The organism is Bacteroidales bacterium, assembly GCA_035299085.1.
Taxonomy (GTDB): Bacteria; Bacteroidota; Bacteroidia; order Bacteroidales; family UBA10428; genus UBA5072.
Genome location: DATGXG010000063.1, coordinates 12,999 through 28,970 on the forward strand (window position 1 = coordinate 12,999; position 15,972 = coordinate 28,970).

A 15,972-nucleotide genomic window follows, 5' to 3' on the forward strand; every position below is an offset into this window, starting at 1 on the left:
GTTTACACGTTTCTGAATTTATGCCTGAAATAAAAAATAAACTACTGGCTGTAAAAGCCTTTGCATTTGATGTCGACGGAGTATTCACAAACGGCGCGGTGATGCTGCATCCGGGCGGAGAGTTTATCCGCATGATGAATATTAAAGACGGTTTTGCCGTGCAGCATGCTGTTAAGATGGGTTTCCCCATAGCCATTATTACAGGCGGCTATTCAAGAATGGTAAAAAAGCGGTTTCTCAGCCTTGGAGTGAAAGATATCTATATGCGAAGCGCCAATAAAATAAAAGTATTTGAAGCATATCTTGAAAAACACAATCTTGCTGAAGGAGATGTGCTTTACATGGGGGATGATCTTCCCGATTATGAAATTATGAAGAAGTCGGGTTTTGCCGCCTGTCCTGCTGATTCTGCCGAGGAAATCAAAGCGATATCCCATTACATTTCATTTAAAAACGGAGGCGAAGGGTGTGTGCGCGATATTATCGAGCAGGTAATGAGGGTTCAGAATAAATGGATGAATGATTTCAGCTTTATATGGTAACACCTGGAACTCATATTGCTTCACTTATGAGGCTTATCCGGTGGCCTAACCTTGTGATCGTTGCCCTTACACAGATCCTTCTGAGGCAGTGTGTGCTGATCCCTGTGCTAAGACAAATGAATATGGATGCGCAATTGCCGCTATTCCTTTTCATTTTACTTGTAACCGGCACAGTTTGCATTACGGCTGGCGGGTATATTATAAACGACTATTTTGACCGGAAAATCGACAGGGTTAACAGGCCGGAAACCGTTATTGTGGGCCGGCTCATCTATCCCCGCCATGCAATGATCTATCATATTGTTTTCACGGCGATTGGCATCCTGTGTGGTGCATGGGTTGCAGTAAGCATCCATCAAGTTTATCTGTCCCTTATTTTCATTATGGTAAGCGGTTTATTGTGGTTTTATTCCACAACCTATAAGCGTCAGTTGCTCCTGGGCAATTTCATCGTGGCTTTACTAACAGGCATGGTTCCTTTTATGGTACTTGTTTTTGAATTGCCCCTTCTCCCAAGAACTTATGGAATACTGGCACCTTCGGTGTCTAAGATACTATTTATATGGGTTACGGGATTTTCATTGTTTTCATTCCTTGTAAACCTCCTGAGGGAAATTGTTAAAGATGCCGAAGATCTTGAAGGCGACAGTGCATATGGCAAAAATACGATTTCTGTAGTGTGGGGAACAGGAGCTTCCAAAACGATCGCTGTTTCACTTATTGCTGTCATGATTGGTCTTCTCATCATGGCATGGTTTTATTTTGTCAGGGATAAATTCACCCTGCTATATTTCATTGCCCTTGTAATTATACCTCTGCTTGCTATTTCATGGCTTGTTATAAAAGCTTCAGACCAAATGCAGTTTCACAGGGCCAACCTGTTTCTCAAAGGAGTTATGCTTACCGGTATTGGCTATATGGTTGTTGTTAATTTGTTGATTAATTACCTGAAATGATGGATCTGCAGGCTCTTCAGCACCTTAATCAATACGATATCCTCCTTGCCTCACGCTCTCCGCGAAGGAGGGAATTGCTTAAAGGCATTGGTATTAATTTCAGAATTGTTGAACTTCCTGAAATGGAAGAAGTGTTTCCTTCAGTGCTGAAAAGACACGATATACCGGTGTACCTGGCTCGTGCAAAGGCGCAGCATTACAACTCATTCATGTCGGAAAAAACCTTACTGATTACTGCCGATACGATAGTATGGCTCGATGACGAGGTGATAGGGAAACCTGAAAACGAAGAAGACGCCGTGAAAATGCTTATGAAGCTTTCAGGAAAAATGCATGAAGTGTTCACAGGGGTATGCCTGAAAACGTTTTCGAAGGAATCCGTTTTTTACGGAAGTACAAAAGTGTTCTTCAGGACACTGAGCGAGGAAGAAATCCGGTATTATGTAAAGGAATATAAGCCACTAGATAAGGCTGGTGCGTACGGTGTCCAGGAATGGATCGGCTATGTTGGAGTCGAACACATCGAGGGATCTTATTATAATGTAATGGGCATGCCACTGCAGAAATTGTATGCGGAACTTGTAAAAATTGTGGAAAGATGATGATGGATACTGGATGCCGGATACCCAAAAGCCGTCATTGCGAGCACCGGTTCCTACGGTGCGAAGCAATCTGCCTGCACAGGCAGATTGCTTCGTCGCAAGCTTCGCAAGCTCCTCGCAATGACGTGCCCTGTTTAAACATATTAACATACTAACTACTCATGAAATTCTCTCTCACACTCATTTTTGCGGCCTTTACGATGATTGCTATTGCAGGCGAAGGAATGTGGCCGGTTAAGCTTGACAGTATTACATTTAAGGATATGCAGGAAAAAGGCTTCCGCCTTACCGCATCAGACGTTTATAATACTGTTCAGCCCAGTCTTAAAGATGCCGTTATTCTCTTCGGCGATGGTTGCACGGGAGCCGTGATCTCCGACCAGGGTCTTATTATTACCAACCACCATTGCGGCTATAGCCGGCTTCAGGCGCACAGCACTATTGAACATAATTACCTTACCAATGGCTTCTGGGCGGCATCAACAAGCGAAGAATTGCCTAATCCTGACCTTACTGTCACCTTCCTGGTTAAAATGGAAGATGTGACATCAAGAGTATTGTCCGGTGTTAGTGATAATTTGACGGAGCGTGAGTCATCAATGCGCCTTAATGAAAACATTCAGAAAATCAGGTCTGAAGCAACCACTCAAACCGGTTATTATGCTGAAGTCAAGCCTTTGTTTTTTGGCAATGAATATTTTTTATACGTCTACCAGATTTTTAATGATGTCCGCCTCGTGGCCGCCCCCCCGGAAACAATCGGCAATTTCGGGGGCGATACCGATAACTGGATTTGGCCCCGCTATACCGGTGATTTTATGATCTTCAGAATTTACGCAGGAAAGGATAACAAACCGGCAGGATTTTCAAAGGATAATGTTCCGTATAAACCGGTTAAACATTTCAACATCAGCACAAGCGGTGTGAAGGAAGGTGACTTTACCATGGTATTGGGTTACCCTGCCCAGACTGATGAATACCTCACCTCGGATGCCATCAGCATGATTGCTGTTAAAGCATTGCCGGGCAGGGTAAAAATGAGGACACAGGTTCTTGAATCCATTCAATCGGTAATCGACAAAGGCACTGTTTACAAATTACGGTATTCGGCAAGGCATAAATCTATTGCGAATGCCTGGAAAAAGTGGATGGGGGTGACAAAAGGAGTCGAACGGGCAGATATTTTCAACAGGAAACAAAACAAAGAGAAGGAATTTATTGACTGGGCATCGAACCTTAAAACAGACAGCGCCGGTTATTCTGAAGTCATCCCGGGTCTCAAAAAGGCATACAGCACATATGCCCCTCTTTATGTGGCTAACTCCCTGGCCGGCGAAACGCTTAACCTGCTGGAAATTTCACGTATGACCGACAAGGTGCAGCGCGATTTTTATACAGCATTTGACTCTTCGGAAAATTTTAAAAAGACACAAATCCTGCAAATTCAAAAAACCGGAAGAGGATTCTTTAAAGGAAACGGACTTGAAATCGACAGGAAAGATCTGCCTGTTCTTCTTTCACTTTATTCAACCTATGTGGATTCTGCCTATCACCCTGCTTTCTATAAGACCATTAAATCTGAATTCAACAATGATTATGATAAATATGTCTCATGGATATATGAAAACAGCCTCTTTACTGACTCTGTCAGGTTTAAGAAGGCGTTCTCCAAATCTTATGAAAAGATCAGAAACTCATTGATCAGTGATCCTCTTCTGGCCATTTACAGGGATTATTCCATACTGCTTCTTGGTAATAATGAAAGCCGGATGGACAGTCTTGAATACGTAATGAAGAAATACTACAGGAAATATGTTTCCGGGATGATGGCGATGAATCCTCAGGAACGATTGTACCCGGATGCCAATTTTACCATGCGAGTTGCATATGGAAAAGCTGAGGGATATAGACCTGCCGACGCCGTTGATTACCTATACCAAACCACAGTGGATGGCATAATTGACAAGGAAGATCCGGAAATTACAGATTATAGGGTGAGTCCCGAATTGAAGCAATTAAACAGGCAAAGAGATTTCGGTCCCTGGGGTGTTAACGGAAAGATGCCTGTATGTTTCATTGCATCCAATCATACATCAGGAGGAAATTCAGGGAGCCCTGTATTGAACGCCAAGGGTGAGCTGATAGGAGTGAATTTCGACAGGAACTGGGAAGGAACAGTGAGTGATTACGCGTTTGATCCGGATTTTTGCAGAAATATAACAGTGGATATCCGGTATGTTTTGTTTGTTATTGATAAATATGCCGGAAACGACAGGTTAATCAATGAACTTACTTTAGTAAAATAATAAGTCATGATTGTTACATTGGTTCAAATATGGGTGAAGGGCGACTATAAAGATGCCTTTATAGACGCCACGGTGAAAAACCAGGCTGAAACGCTTAAGGAGCCGGGCAACCTGAGGTTTGATTTTTTACAGGATAGCGACGATCCGCTCAAGTTTGTCCTTTATGAGGTGTTTGCCGATGAACAGGCTATCCTTGACCATAAAGCCACAACACATTACATGACCTGGAGAGACATTGTGGCCGACTGGATGCAGCAACCGAGAAAAGGTGTGAAACACAGTGTGATTTCACCTCTCGATCCTGCAGTATGGTAACTAACTTCAGCCTGATCCGGACGCCCCGTATCTTATTCGGATCGGGAGAGGCTGATAGGATTTCAACGCTGATCAGTCCCGGATGGAAGCACATTCTCATTTTGACGGGCTCAAAGTCGCATGAGAATAATCCTGTATTTGAGACAATCCATAAAGATCTTGAAAAAACAGGCATCCGCCTTGGTTTTGAAAAAATAGAAAATGAACCATCGCCGAAGGATATTGATAACATTGCCCGCAATTCGATTTATCACGATGTTGATGCGGTGATAGCCATAGGAGGGGGGAGTGTCCTTGATGCAGGGAAAGCGGTGTCTGCCATGATTCCGTTAAATGATTCGGTGTTGAATTACCTTGAAGGTGTCGGACATTCAAAACATCCCGGCACAAAGAAGTTTTTCATTGCCATTCCCACCACTTCCGGCACGGGCAGTGAAGCGACTTCAAATGCTGTGCTGTCACAAACCGGGATTAACGGGTTCAAACGATCTTTAAGGCATGAAAGTTTCGTGCCCGATATTGCCCTTGTCGATCCACGGCTGACTATAAATTGTCCCCCGTCAATTACAGCCAGAAGCGGCATGGATGCCTTTACCCAGTTGCTCGAATCGTATGTTTCGGTAAAATCAAATTCACTAACGGATGCTTTTGCACTTGACGGGATCAGGTGTGTTCATAAGAGCCTGATGAGAGCATTTACAAACGGTGATGATTTGGAAGCACGCACCGATATGGCCTATGCGGCATTATTGTCGGGTATAACACTGGCCAATGCAGGATTGGGATTAATTCACGGATTTGCGTCATCAGTCGGTGGCTTTTTTGAAATTCCTCATGGTACGGTTTGCGGAACGATGATGGGTGTGGTAAACCGGTACAATATTAAGGCATTACTAAAACAGACTGAACAAACGGTTTCACATCGGAAATACGCTGAAACGGGTAAAGTCCTTTCCGGTGAAGCGGGTAAAAGCATTGAATGGTACCTTAATTTTACAGCTAATTACATTGATGAACTTACCGAAAAACTTCTTTTAAAAAGGTTATCTGAATTCGGAATTCAGAAAGAAGATATAGGTCGAATAGCTGAAGTAACCGACCACAAGGCAAACCCGGTAAAATTTCAAAAGGAAGACCTGGTTGATATGCTTAAAATCCGCCTGTGATTTAAGCTTTAACAAGCCATAAAGCACCTGGTTCCCTATCTCTTTGAATGGCAAACACGGGACATTTTTCTCCCAGTTCCTTCCTGTAATTATGAGCGAGATAATTCAAAGCCCCGGTAATCCTGAAATCTTTATTATACATGAGAAGGGCCTCAACAAGGTATTGTTCATTCCATAAACAGTGGTCATATATCCATTCTTCGGGATAATCCCTGGGTGTAAAAATATCATGAATATGTACAAAAACACCTGGATTTAGTTCGGGCAAAAGGCTGAAATATTCAAAGAGGACATCTCCTTGTGGCCTGATGATGTGAGAAGAATCAATGAAAAGGATATCATTTGCCTGAAGTTTTTTTACCATCATTTTATCGACATCCTCAACCTTTTTTCGGACAATGTTAATCCCGATATTGTCAAGCCAGCCGTGGCGATAAGGTTCTATGCAGGTCTGATCACAAGAATAAGACGGATCCTCTGATTTATTTTGTTTTATTGCATTGCAGGCCATTAAGGTCGAAAAGCCGCTTCCTATTTCAATAATGGTTTTCGGCTTATAATATCGTATCATGTTGTAGAGGTATTCGCCATCCCCAGAACAATAGGAATCGTTGTCATAAAAGTATCCAAATTCTTTTGCCTCTTTTATGGGAATTTTTATCAGCTCTGCATTATAATCAAAGCCCTGAAGTATTTTTAGCTGTTCATTAATGTTGAAGTCAATACAAGTAATTTCTCGATTCTCAATGAAGCCTTTCTTTAAATGCCTTGCCGGGTTTATCAGGGGTTGGTAGAAATCATCCAGAATGGGGAGAATGCCAAGCATCATGAATATTTTATCACCAAACCTTCCGGTTCCCGCTTTTTTTACGATTTTAAGCCAGAAGGCCGATAAAAATGTGAATGGAAATCCTAGTATCAGAATAATTTGTGAGATGATTCTTTTCATATTCATTGGAGTTTGAAAGGAGGATAAAGGTAATTCCAATGCTAAAATATTGAATGAATGAGATTAAACAAAAACGAAAGGGTTAAAAATTAGTTAAGTGATACATTCTTTATATTTTCTTTATATACCTATTTTACTTTATTTAATCCGATTCTGACACCAAAAGTCAGGTATACATTCAGCAGATCTATTTCCGGATTTTTGCTTGTATAAATGGGTAAGCTTATTCCGGCATAGGGTTCGGCAACCAGCCACGAATTAAAACGGTGCTTGTACGAGAATTTTAAACCCGGAACCACTCCGAACGAATACTTGTCTGAATATGGCCATTCTTCATAGTAATCAGGCAGTTTCATATAAGCCATACCCAGGTATAAACCCAGGTTGAAATTTTTGAAACTGTTTTTTGCAAAATAGTGCCTGAACTCAATAGCAGCTTCTGCTCCTGCGGCAGGATGCCACAGATCACCCGTTGATGCGACAAGTCCCGCACCGCTCCAGAAATCCACGGTATGATGAGGAGAAAGGCTGTATTCATACGAAGCAATACCTTCAAAAGATATAAACGTTCCGAATGTCCGGTAGGGCGTATAAATCACATCAGCCTTGGAAACAAGAGGAATGCAAAGTAAGATGGAAAAGAGAATAAGGCAAACGGTGGTTTTCATCGGGTAATTAGTTTTAAGAAAGATGAATTCCAAATGTAAGGGGTTGCGTTCGGTTTCAAACAATTCCTAACTTTTTCTTAAGCTTTGCCACGGCAATAACAAGTGCCTTGTGCTCAAGGGTCAGGATCTTCAGGCGTTCCCTGAGTTCCTTCAGGCAGAGTTCATCGCCAATTTCCCCGAGTTCATTAATGGCTTTGATTCTTAACTGCTGACGTTCAGCATCCAGCTGCCGGATAATTTTGCCGATTTCATCGTCTTTCATTTGTTTCATTTTTATGAGACCTATGCGACCCATGGGACGAAAGAGACAACGCTGTCAAAACCATCAGACTTAATGGCTATCATATAGTTTGGGTAAATCCTTTTCAAACAGGGTAAAACTGTCTTTTTCAAAAGTTATGAAATCCAATGCGGAGCGATGGCCGCGAAAGGGAGTGTAATACTGTTTGAGATTCGCGTTTCTCCATACCATCATGTATGAGATGTTCCTTGCCACCGAATCTTCTTTAATTGATTGCAACAGGAACTGAGTCCACCAGTTATTCACAGGTATTCCGTTGAAGCCGCACTCGGTTAGTGCTGCCAGTTTCTTATGCTGGTCGGACATTCCCACAAGCATCCTCAACTGGGCTATACCGTTTGATACTGAAGACCCCCACTGAAAATCCCAGTAATTTTCGCATCCCAGTATATCAACCCAGAAATCACCCGGGTAGCGCTCCATATATTGATCTTCATTCTCAAAAATATCGGTTGAATAGGCATAAAGTACATTATGAACCTGAAGTGAATCCCTCAAAAACTGCACTGTGAATACCCATAACCGTTTGTATTCTTCAGGTGTGCATCGGCCTTTCCCCCACCAGAACCAGTTACCGTTGCTTTCATGAAAAGGCCTGAATATTACAGGGACCTGCACTCCTTCTTTATTCTTCAATTCGCGGAAGAATTCACCCAGTTTACGCAACTCACCTTTGTAAAAACTTTCAAGGCTGCTGTCAGGCAGAATTTGTCTCACTGCAGGCGTTACATCCCAGGCATTCCCACCGGTAACCGGATTATTCATATGCCAGGTTACCGTGTTTACTCCGCCCCTGTCAAACGCTTCTGCAATGCGCAGCTTTATCAGGTTAAAAGGCACGCTGTCCATATTAACAGCATTTCCAATTCCGGCTAATTCATAACCATACACGGCAGGATATGTGCCGGTTAATGTCTTGATATCCGAACTGTCCTGCGTAAGCTTCCAGTTTATCCCTGAAAGATTGGCGTCCTGTTGGCCGAAAAGGATACCTTTTCCGCGCATTTTCCTCAGGTTAATCCATAATGCCTTTGTTTCTTTTGTAAGCAATGAATCAACCGGCCTTTCAACCGATACTACTTCCGGCATGGTTATATCAAAGGGAACTGACTGCTTTTTGGGTTTGCAACTGATCATTGATAAAGAAATCAGCAAAACCACCACCGACAAACCGGGTTTCATAGGAGATTATTTATGTCTGCCTTCGAGTATTTCAACAACATCCTCAATACGGTAACCCTTGTATGACAGCAAAACCAGCATGTGATACATAAGGTCGGCCGACTCATTCAGGAACAATTCCCTGTTGTCATCTTTGGCTTCAATGACAAGCTCAACGGCTTCTTCGCCGACTTTCTGTGCAATCTTGTTTACCCCCTTTTTAAAAAGACTTGTTGTATAGGAGTTTTCCGGCATTTCTTTTTTTCGCCGGTCGATTACATCCTGAAGCTTTACAAGGAAATTGATATCTGCCATGGTTTAATTTTATACGTAAATATAAACAGTGTTCAAATGCGATTTCCCGATATTATATCCGTACCGGAATATTTTTTTCGGCAAGAAAGGTTTTTAGTTGGGGTACTGTTATTTCGTTGAAATGAAATATGCTTGCAGCTAACCCGGCATCTGCCTTTCCCTTTGTGAAAACCTCGGCAAAATGTTCCATATTTCCTGCTCCCCCGGAGGCAATAACAGGAATGGACAAATCTTCAGACAAGCGGGCAAGCGCTTCGCATGCAAATCCATTGCGTGTCCCGTCGTGGTTCATGGATGTGAAAAGGATTTCACCGGCACCCCGATCCTGAACTTCTTTTGCCCATGAGAACAGCTCTTTTTCTGTTGGTTTACGTCCGCCATGAATATAAGCCGTCCATGTTCCGTTTTCGAGTTTAGCGTCAATGGCTACTACGACAAACTGTGATCCGAAGTTAAGAGCCATCTGATCCACCAGATCGGGATTAAGAATAGCTGCAGTATTCAATGATACCTTATCGGCTCCGGCCGACAATAATGTTTCAATATCACTGAGTTCGCTGATTCCGCCACCCACTGTAAAAGGGATATTCAGGTGAAGTGCAATCTTTTTTACAAGTGAAGCGAATGTCTTACGGCCTTCGTGACTGGCTGTTATATCAAGAAAAACTAGTTCGTCGGCACCCTGCTCGGCATAAAAAGCTCCCATTTCAACAGGATCGCCGACTTCACGGATGTTTACAAAATTTATACCTTTTACCGTCTGGCCGTCCCTGACATCCAGGCAGGGAATTATGCGTTTGGCAAGCATATCTATAAGTTTGAATTATGACTCAGAAAGAAAGGGTTTAAGATCTTCAAAACTGATCTTTCCTTCATACAGCGATTTCCCGATTATGGCTCCTGCAACTCCGGCTTTTTCAAGGTTGCGGATTTCATCGGCAGAAGAAATTCCGCCGCTTGCAATAATTTGCATGGTGGGAAAATCCTTAACCATCTGCGTGTACAAATCCACCGATGATCCCTGCATCATACCGTCACGGGAAATATCAGTGCACAGGACGTTTTTGATGCCCATGCATTTATAGAAATTCAGGAAATCAGAAAGCCCTATATCGGTTGTCTCTGTCCATCCCGACACAGCGATCAGGCCATTACGGATATCCGCTCCCAAAATAATTTTTTCGGGGCCATAAGCAAAAAGCCAATCCTGGAACAAGTCCCTTTCAGAAACGGCAATACTGCCGATCACTGCCATCTGAGCCCCGCTGTCAAAAACTGTTTTTAAATCACAATCGGATTTGATACCGCCGCCAAAATCGATGATCAGCGATGTTCGTGAAGCGATTCTCTCAAGAGGTCCGTAATTGATTACATGACTTGACCTGGCGCCGTCAAGATCCACGATATGAATCCGCTTTAGCCCCTTGTCCTCAAACCTGAGAGCGGCATCAAGAGGATCTTCATCATATACCTTTTTCTGACTGTAATCGCCTTTCTCAAGGCGCACACATTTGCCGCCAATTATGTCAATGGCTGGAATTATGGTTATCATAATGCAATAAAATTTTCAAGTATGCGATGACCCGGTTTCCCGCTTTTTTCAGGATGGAACTGTGTCGCATAAAAATTATCACGGTGCAGGGCCGCACTGAAGGCTGTGCCGTAACTACACGATGCTATTGTTTCCGGACCCAATGCAGCATAGTAGCTGTGAACGAAATACGTATATGAGTTTCCCAAATCACCTGAGAAAAGCGGAGTTTTCAAATCATATACTTTATTCCATCCCATATGAGGTACTTTGACCCGGTTTTGTTCCGTGTCGTTAACAGTGAACTTCTTCACCTCTTCACTAAAAATACCTAAACAGGTTGTGTTACCTTCTTCGGAATATTTGCACATCAATTGCAGACCCAGGCAGATACCAAGCACCGGCTGACGCAGGCAGGAAATCAATATATCCATTTTCTTTTCCCTGAGATATAACATCGTAGTGCTGGCTTCACCAACGCCGGGAAAGATAACCTTGTCAGCTGAGGCTATTTCGTCAAAGTCATCGGTGATCACAGCCGAAATGCCAAGCCGCTGCAATGCGTAATCCACTGACATTATGTTTCCTGCGTTGTATTTAATGATGGCTACCTTCATGATTTAATAACAGATTGTTAAGTAAAGAGTTTTCAGATGTCAGGGTGACCTAATTAAACACCACCGTCTTATTATTATACACCAGAATCCTCCGGTTCAGGTGCAGCAAAATGGCGCGCGACAAAACAAGTTTTTCGACATCTTTCCCTTTCATAATCAGCCTGTCGATTGAATCACGATGCGATACCCTTACCACATCCTGGTCGATTATCGGTCCGGCATCCAGTTCAGAGGTAACATAGTGGCTTGTCGCTCCAATGATCTTTACCCCGCGTTCATAAGCAGAATGATAAGGCCGTGCTCCGGGAAATGCCGGAAGAAAGGAGTGATGAATATTGATAATGGCATTCGGGTAATTGCTGATAAAATCATCACTTATGATTTGCATATAGCGGGCAAGTACTACAAAAGTAACCTGGTGCTTTTTTAGCAGGTCAAGCTCTTTCTGTTCCATTTCAACTTTGTTCGACTCATTCTTTTCAATATGAAAAAAAGGAATACCGAACTGGCGGGCGACAGGCTCAAGATCATTGTGATTGCCTATTATGAGCGGGATATCCACTTCCCATTCACCCGAGTGTACCCTGGAAAGGATATCGTATAAACAATGCGACAACTTCGATACGAAAAGGGCCATTCGCGGCTGCTGATCGCTGAAGTATATTTTCCAGGTCATATTGTAGCGTGTGGCGATAAGAGTATTGAAGAAATCGGCAATTTTTGGCTGGGGGATAAGAAAACCGTCAAGCTCCCATTCAATGCGCATGTAAAAGGTCTTGTCATGCCGGTCAACATGCTCGTCCAGCGTAATGATGTTTCCATTGTTATCGTTAATAAAAGCCGTGACCTGCGCAACAATGCCTTTGGCATCGGGGCAGTGCATGAGAAGGATGGCCGAATTTTTATTTCTTTTTGTCATGGGTTTATAATGTTCCTTTTGTTGAGGGAAGTGAAGAATTAAGGAGATCACGCCGGACGGCCATTTTTATCGACCGTGCCAGTGCCTTGAAAATGGCTTCAATCTTATGATGTTCATTTTCACCTTCCGCTTTAATATTCAGATTGCAGCGGGCTGCATCGGAAAACGATTTGAAGAAGTGCATGAACATTTCAGTAGGCATTTCACCAATTTTTTCACGTGAAAACTTAGCATCCCACACCAGCCAGGGCCTTCCGCTGAAATCAATCAACACCTGTGCCATGCAGTCATCCATAGGCAGCGCAAACCCATAGCGTTCCATGCCTTTTTTATTTCCCATGGCAATTAGAAATGCTTCTCCTATGGCCAGGGCCGTGTCTTCAATTGTATGGTGTTCATCCACTTCAAGGTCGCCATTTACATTTATTTTCAGATCGCAGCCCGAATGCTTTGCCAGCTGGCTGATCATATGATCGAAAAATCCTATTCCCGTATGAATATCAAATTGGCCGGTGCCATCAATATCCAGTTGCACGTTGATCTGAGTTTCTGCTGTATTTCTTGTAACAGATGCATTCCGGATGCCTGTGGCTACAATTTTATAAATCTCATCCCAGCTTTTTACCTGCCACTCGTTTTGCTTTAATTCAGGAATCACACTGCCTTCATGGGCATAGAAAATTGCCTTTGTACCGAGGTTCCTGGCCAGCTGAATGTCCGTTTGACGGTCACCGATAACAAAGGAGTTTTTCAGATCATAATCACCGTTCATATAGTGTTTGAGCATGGCGGTTCCGGGTTTGCGTGTGGGGAGGTTGTCCGATTCAAAAGAACGATCAATCAGCACATTGTCAAACCGGATTCCTTCGTTTCCAAACACATTCAGCATTTTCCCCTGCACGGAGAGAAAGTTTTCTTCAGGGTAACCGGCTGTTCCCAATCCATCCTGGTTGGATACAATCACCAGTTCGTAATCCAGGTTCTTACGGATAAGATAGAGGTTGCGGATCACTCCGGGAAGGAATTCAAGTTCGTCAAGGGTATCCACCTGGAAATCATCCTGCGGCTCCACGATAAGCGTTCCGTCTCGGTCGATGAATAGGGCTTTTTTCATGTGCTTTATATTCTTAAATCGACTCAAATCTTAATTCGGTGTTCAGTGTTCGTTTCAGGGACCAAAGCGACCTATGGGACACATGGGACCGCAGGCATCCAGCATCCAGTATCCAGCATCCAGTATCCAGTATCCAATCCAGCATCCAGCATCTTTCTTCACTAATACCTCCTCAGCGCTTCCAGCAGCGCATTATTTTCTTCTTCCGAGCCAACTGTAATCCGAAGGTAGCCTTCGCACAGGCTTACTTTCGACCGATCCCTAACAATGATCTTTTTGCAAACCAGGTATGAAAACACTTCACGGGGATTATCAAATTTAACCATCAGGAAATTGGCATCACTGGGAAGAATGCTTTTTACCATGGGCAATCTCGATAGCTGGTTGCTCAGATGAGTTCTCTGCTTAAGAATATTCCTGATCCACTCGTCCTTCCGGGTCACATCGGCCAGGTATTCCAGAGCCGTTCGCTGGGTGAGAACATTGATATTATAAGGATATTTGATCCGGGTCAGTACCTCGGTAATTTCTACAGATGCAAAAGCAAATCCCAGCCTGATACCAGCCATTCCCCAGGCTTTGCTGAACGTCTGCAATAATACCAGGTTATGATACTTTGAAAGCAACGGCGATAACGATCCTGATGAAGAAAAGTCGATATACGCCTCATCAACCACAACAATACCTTTGAACTGCTGGATAAGTCGTATCATGTCATCCCTGTTCAGACTGTTTGAAGTAGGGTTGTTGGGCGAACACAGGAATAAAATTTTGCTGTTTGAATCCGATGCTGCAAGAAGAGCATCTGCGTCCGGCTGGAACTCCTTGTTCAGAAGAACTTCACGGTATTCCACATTGTTAATGTCGGCGCACACCTTATACATGCCATATGTGGGCTTTATGCTCACAATATTGTCTTTACCGGGTTCACAAAAGGCACGGATCAGCAGGTCAATGGCCTCATCACTGCCGTTGCCCAGAAATATGCAATCTGCAGGAACTTCTTTAATGTCAGCAATTCTCTTTTTCAGTTTTCGCTGCTGCGGATCAGGATAACGGTTTAGCGGGGCATTGAACGGATTTTCATTGGCATCGAGGAAAATGGCCTCTTCACCTTTATACTCATCGCGTGCGGATGAATAAGGAATCAGTGAAGCAATATTCGGCCTTATGAGATCTTTGATATTCATACTATTCATTTATGTTGTAACCTGATAGAAACGGCATTCCTGTGAGCCATGAGTTCTTCATTCTCAGACATTGTCATGATTGACGGCCCGATGTTTTCAAGACCCTCTCTGCTGATGTGCTGAAAGGTGATCTTTTTCGTGAAGCTGTCGAGGTTCACTCCACTGTACATTTTTGCATACCCGTTTGTGGGCAGGGTATGATTGGTGCCTGAGGCATAATCGCCGGCACTTTCAGTAGCATAATGCCCGATAAATACTGAACCTGCATTGATTACCCGTTCAGCAAGCGCCATGGCATCCCGGGTGGCAAGGATAAGGTGTTCAGGAGCGTATTCATTTACCATTTCAATCACATCAGGCATTTGATGCAGTATGATTGCCCTGCTGTTTTTTAACGCGCCTAAAGCAATTTCCTTTCGGGGTAGTTGTTCAACCTGCTTATCAATTTCTGCCATCGTCCTGTTTGCCATGTCTTCGCTCGGGGAAATAAGCAGCACCTGGCTGTCGGTTCCATGTTCAGCCTGTGAAAGCAGATCGGCAGCAACAAATGCAGGATTAGCCGATTCATCGGCAACAACAGCAAGCTCTGACGGACCGGCAGGCATATCGATGGCTACGTTGTTGCGGGAAACGATCTGTTTGGCCGCAGTCACATACTGGTTACCCGGCCCGAAAATCTTGTGGACAGCAGGTATCGTTTGAGTTCCATAAGCCATGGCAGCTATTGCCTGGGCACCTCCAACTTTAAACACCCTGGTGACACCTGTGATTTTTGCTGCATACAAAATAGCGGGATATACTTTGCCTGTATGTGACGGGGGCGTACAAAGCACGATTTCACTGCACCCGGCAATGCGGGCAGGAATGGCAAGCATCAGAACTGTGGAAAAAAGAGGGGCAGAGCCTCCCGGTACATATAACCCCACTTTTTGGATCGCGACGGCTTTCTGCCAGCAATCCACGCCATCCATAGTTGAAATCACCTGCTTTTGCAAACGCTGGGCTTCATGAAACCTTTCAATATTAGCTATAGCAACCGAAAGTGCATTTTTAAGCTCGTCGGAGACAAATATTCCGGCTTCGGCGAATTCCTCAGCTGAAATTTCGAGAGCTGTTAATTCTGCCTTGTCAAATCTGGATGTATATTCATACAATGCTTTATCTCCGCGCAAACGCACATCCTCAATAACCGGCATCACAAGTGAATCGATCTGGGCATGCTTCATCACCGGACGACTTAGTATTTCCGGCCACTTACTTCTTTCAGGATATTTTATTGTATTCATTTCGGTTCCTAATCACTAATCACTAATCACTAAT

The 15,972-nt window shown here is 43.5% G+C and carries 18 protein-coding genes; 6 read left to right on the forward strand and 12 right to left on the reverse strand.

The features are described 5' to 3' along the window. Positions 1 to 20: 20 nt before the first annotated feature. From VK179_20635 to VK179_20660, 6 genes are all read left to right on the forward strand, one after another. Entirely contained in the window at positions 21 to 542 is a 522-nt protein-coding gene (locus tag VK179_20635; protein HLO61169.1) for an HAD hydrolase family protein, read from the forward strand. Next, a complete protein-coding gene (locus tag VK179_20640) occupies positions 536 to 1,498 on the forward strand; it encodes a geranylgeranylglycerol-phosphate geranylgeranyltransferase (GenBank protein ID HLO61170.1) in 963 nt (320 codons plus the stop codon). The genes VK179_20635 and VK179_20640 overlap by 7 nt, the downstream gene beginning before the upstream one ends. Continuing rightward, the gene (locus VK179_20645; protein HLO61171.1) at positions 1,495 to 2,100 is read left to right on the forward strand and encodes a Maf family nucleotide pyrophosphatase; all 606 of its coding nucleotides are present in this window, start codon (positions 1,495 to 1,497) and stop codon (positions 2,098 to 2,100) included. The genes VK179_20640 and VK179_20645 overlap by 4 nt, the downstream gene beginning before the upstream one ends. A 161-nt stretch (positions 2,101 to 2,261) precedes the next feature. Next, entirely contained in the window at positions 2,262 to 4,406 is a 2,145-nt protein-coding gene (locus tag VK179_20650) for a S46 family peptidase (protein HLO61172.1), read from the forward strand. 6 nt (positions 4,407 to 4,412) lie between these two features. Continuing rightward, positions 4,413 to 4,721 carry an antibiotic biosynthesis monooxygenase gene (locus VK179_20655; GenBank protein HLO61173.1) on the forward strand — a complete coding sequence of 103 codons (309 nt, stop codon included), beginning with the start codon at positions 4,413 to 4,415 and terminating at the stop codon, positions 4,719 to 4,721. Beyond that, entirely contained in the window at positions 4,715 to 5,887 is a 1,173-nt protein-coding gene (locus VK179_20660) for an iron-containing alcohol dehydrogenase (protein ID HLO61174.1), read from the forward strand. Before VK179_20655 ends, VK179_20660 begins: the two co-directional genes overlap by 7 nt. Position 5,888: 1 nt before the next feature. On the opposite strand, the gene VK179_20665 is transcribed toward VK179_20660, so the two are convergent. The 12 genes from VK179_20665 to hisD all read right to left on the reverse strand — a co-directional run bounded on the left by VK179_20665 (position 5,889) and on the right by hisD (position 15,938). Next, the gene (locus VK179_20665) at positions 5,889 to 6,836 is read right to left on the reverse strand and encodes a class I SAM-dependent methyltransferase (protein HLO61175.1); all 948 of its coding nucleotides are present in this window, start codon (positions 6,834 to 6,836) and stop codon (positions 5,889 to 5,891) included. A gap of 128 nt (positions 6,837 to 6,964) precedes the next feature. Beyond that, positions 6,965 to 7,504: a hypothetical protein gene (locus tag VK179_20670; GenBank protein ID HLO61176.1), complete on the reverse strand. Its 540-nt coding sequence runs from the start codon at positions 7,502 to 7,504 to the stop codon at positions 6,965 to 6,967. Between the two features lie 55 nt (positions 7,505 to 7,559). Further along, a complete protein-coding gene (locus VK179_20675; GenBank protein ID HLO61177.1) occupies positions 7,560 to 7,766 on the reverse strand; it encodes a hypothetical protein in 207 nt (68 codons plus the stop codon). Between the two features lie 69 nt (positions 7,767 to 7,835). Continuing rightward, on the reverse strand, positions 7,836 to 8,987 hold the full coding sequence (locus tag VK179_20680) for a glycosyl hydrolase (protein ID HLO61178.1): 1,152 nt from the start codon (positions 8,985 to 8,987) through the stop codon (positions 7,836 to 7,838). 6 nt (positions 8,988 to 8,993) lie between these two features. Beyond that, positions 8,994 to 9,281 carry a phosphoribosyl-ATP diphosphatase gene (gene hisE, locus VK179_20685; protein HLO61179.1) on the reverse strand — a complete coding sequence of 96 codons (288 nt, stop codon included), beginning with the start codon at positions 9,279 to 9,281 and terminating at the stop codon, positions 8,994 to 8,996. A 52-nt stretch (positions 9,282 to 9,333) separates the two neighbouring features. Continuing rightward, positions 9,334 to 10,089, reverse strand: a complete 756-nt coding sequence (hisF, locus tag VK179_20690) for an imidazole glycerol phosphate synthase subunit HisF (GenBank protein ID HLO61180.1) — start codon at positions 10,087 to 10,089, stop codon at positions 9,334 to 9,336. 15 nt (positions 10,090 to 10,104) lie between these two features. Beyond that, on the reverse strand, positions 10,105 to 10,833 hold the full coding sequence (gene hisA, locus VK179_20695; protein ID HLO61181.1) for a 1-(5-phosphoribosyl)-5-[(5-phosphoribosylamino)methylideneamino]imidazole-4-carboxamide isomerase: 729 nt from the start codon (positions 10,831 to 10,833) through the stop codon (positions 10,105 to 10,107). Next, entirely contained in the window at positions 10,830 to 11,429 is a 600-nt protein-coding gene (gene hisH, locus VK179_20700) for an imidazole glycerol phosphate synthase subunit HisH (GenBank protein HLO61182.1), read from the reverse strand. Before hisH ends, hisA begins: the two co-directional genes overlap by 4 nt. Before the next feature lie 49 nt (positions 11,430 to 11,478). After that, on the reverse strand, positions 11,479 to 12,348 hold the full coding sequence (purU, locus tag VK179_20705; GenBank protein ID HLO61183.1) for a formyltetrahydrofolate deformylase: 870 nt from the start codon (positions 12,346 to 12,348) through the stop codon (positions 11,479 to 11,481). A 4-nt stretch (positions 12,349 to 12,352) separates the two neighbouring features. Beyond that, on the reverse strand, positions 12,353 to 13,462 hold the full coding sequence (gene hisB / locus VK179_20710) for a bifunctional histidinol-phosphatase/imidazoleglycerol-phosphate dehydratase HisB (protein ID HLO61184.1): 1,110 nt from the start codon (positions 13,460 to 13,462) through the stop codon (positions 12,353 to 12,355). A gap of 161 nt (positions 13,463 to 13,623) precedes the next feature. Beyond that, entirely contained in the window at positions 13,624 to 14,652 is a 1,029-nt protein-coding gene (hisC, locus tag VK179_20715) for a histidinol-phosphate transaminase (protein ID HLO61185.1), read from the reverse strand. A 5-nt stretch (positions 14,653 to 14,657) separates the two neighbouring features. Continuing rightward, on the reverse strand, positions 14,658 to 15,938 hold the full coding sequence (gene hisD / locus VK179_20720; GenBank protein ID HLO61186.1) for a histidinol dehydrogenase: 1,281 nt from the start codon (positions 15,936 to 15,938) through the stop codon (positions 14,658 to 14,660). Positions 15,939 to 15,972 lie beyond the last annotated feature (34 nt).

What these genes read in the sequence shown, in the direction of transcription:
- hisC (HLO61185.1), bottom strand. Translation starts at nt 14,652, where the DNA reads ATGAATATCAAAGATCTCATAAGGCCGAATATTGCTTCACTGATTCCT.
- VK179_20655 (HLO61173.1), top strand. Translation starts at nt 4,413, where the DNA reads ATGATTGTTACATTGGTTCAAATATGGGTGAAGGGCGACTATAAAGAT.
- VK179_20660 (HLO61174.1), top strand. Translation starts at nt 4,715, where the DNA reads ATGGTAACTAACTTCAGCCTGATCCGGACGCCCCGTATCTTATTCGGA.
- hisF (HLO61180.1), bottom strand. Translation starts at nt 10,089, where the DNA reads ATGCTTGCCAAACGCATAATTCCCTGCCTGGATGTCAGGGACGGCCAG.
- VK179_20670 (HLO61176.1), bottom strand. Translation starts at nt 7,504, where the DNA reads ATGAAAACCACCGTTTGCCTTATTCTCTTTTCCATCTTACTTTGCATT.
- VK179_20645 (HLO61171.1), top strand. Translation starts at nt 1,495, where the DNA reads ATGATGGATCTGCAGGCTCTTCAGCACCTTAATCAATACGATATCCTC.
- VK179_20650 (HLO61172.1), top strand. Translation starts at nt 2,262, where the DNA reads ATGAAATTCTCTCTCACACTCATTTTTGCGGCCTTTACGATGATTGCT.
- VK179_20680 (HLO61178.1), bottom strand. Translation starts at nt 8,987, where the DNA reads ATGAAACCCGGTTTGTCGGTGGTGGTTTTGCTGATTTCTTTATCAATG.
- VK179_20665 (HLO61175.1), bottom strand. Translation starts at nt 6,836, where the DNA reads ATGAAAAGAATCATCTCACAAATTATTCTGATACTAGGATTTCCATTC.
- hisE (HLO61179.1), bottom strand. Translation starts at nt 9,281, where the DNA reads ATGGCAGATATCAATTTCCTTGTAAAGCTTCAGGATGTAATCGACCGG.
- VK179_20635 (HLO61169.1), top strand. Translation starts at nt 21, where the DNA reads ATGCCTGAAATAAAAAATAAACTACTGGCTGTAAAAGCCTTTGCATTT.
- VK179_20675 (HLO61177.1), bottom strand. Translation starts at nt 7,766, where the DNA reads ATGAAAGACGATGAAATCGGCAAAATTATCCGGCAGCTGGATGCTGAA.
- purU (HLO61183.1), bottom strand. Translation starts at nt 12,348, where the DNA reads ATGACAAAAAGAAATAAAAATTCGGCCATCCTTCTCATGCACTGCCCC.
- hisB (HLO61184.1), bottom strand. Translation starts at nt 13,462, where the DNA reads ATGAAAAAAGCCCTATTCATCGACCGAGACGGAACGCTTATCGTGGAG.
- hisA (HLO61181.1), bottom strand. Translation starts at nt 10,833, where the DNA reads ATGATAACCATAATTCCAGCCATTGACATAATTGGCGGCAAATGTGTG.
- hisD (HLO61186.1), bottom strand. Translation starts at nt 15,938, where the DNA reads ATGAATACAATAAAATATCCTGAAAGAAGTAAGTGGCCGGAAATACTA.
- hisH (HLO61182.1), bottom strand. Translation starts at nt 11,429, where the DNA reads ATGAAGGTAGCCATCATTAAATACAACGCAGGAAACATAATGTCAGTG.
- VK179_20640 (HLO61170.1), top strand. Translation starts at nt 536, where the DNA reads ATGGTAACACCTGGAACTCATATTGCTTCACTTATGAGGCTTATCCGG.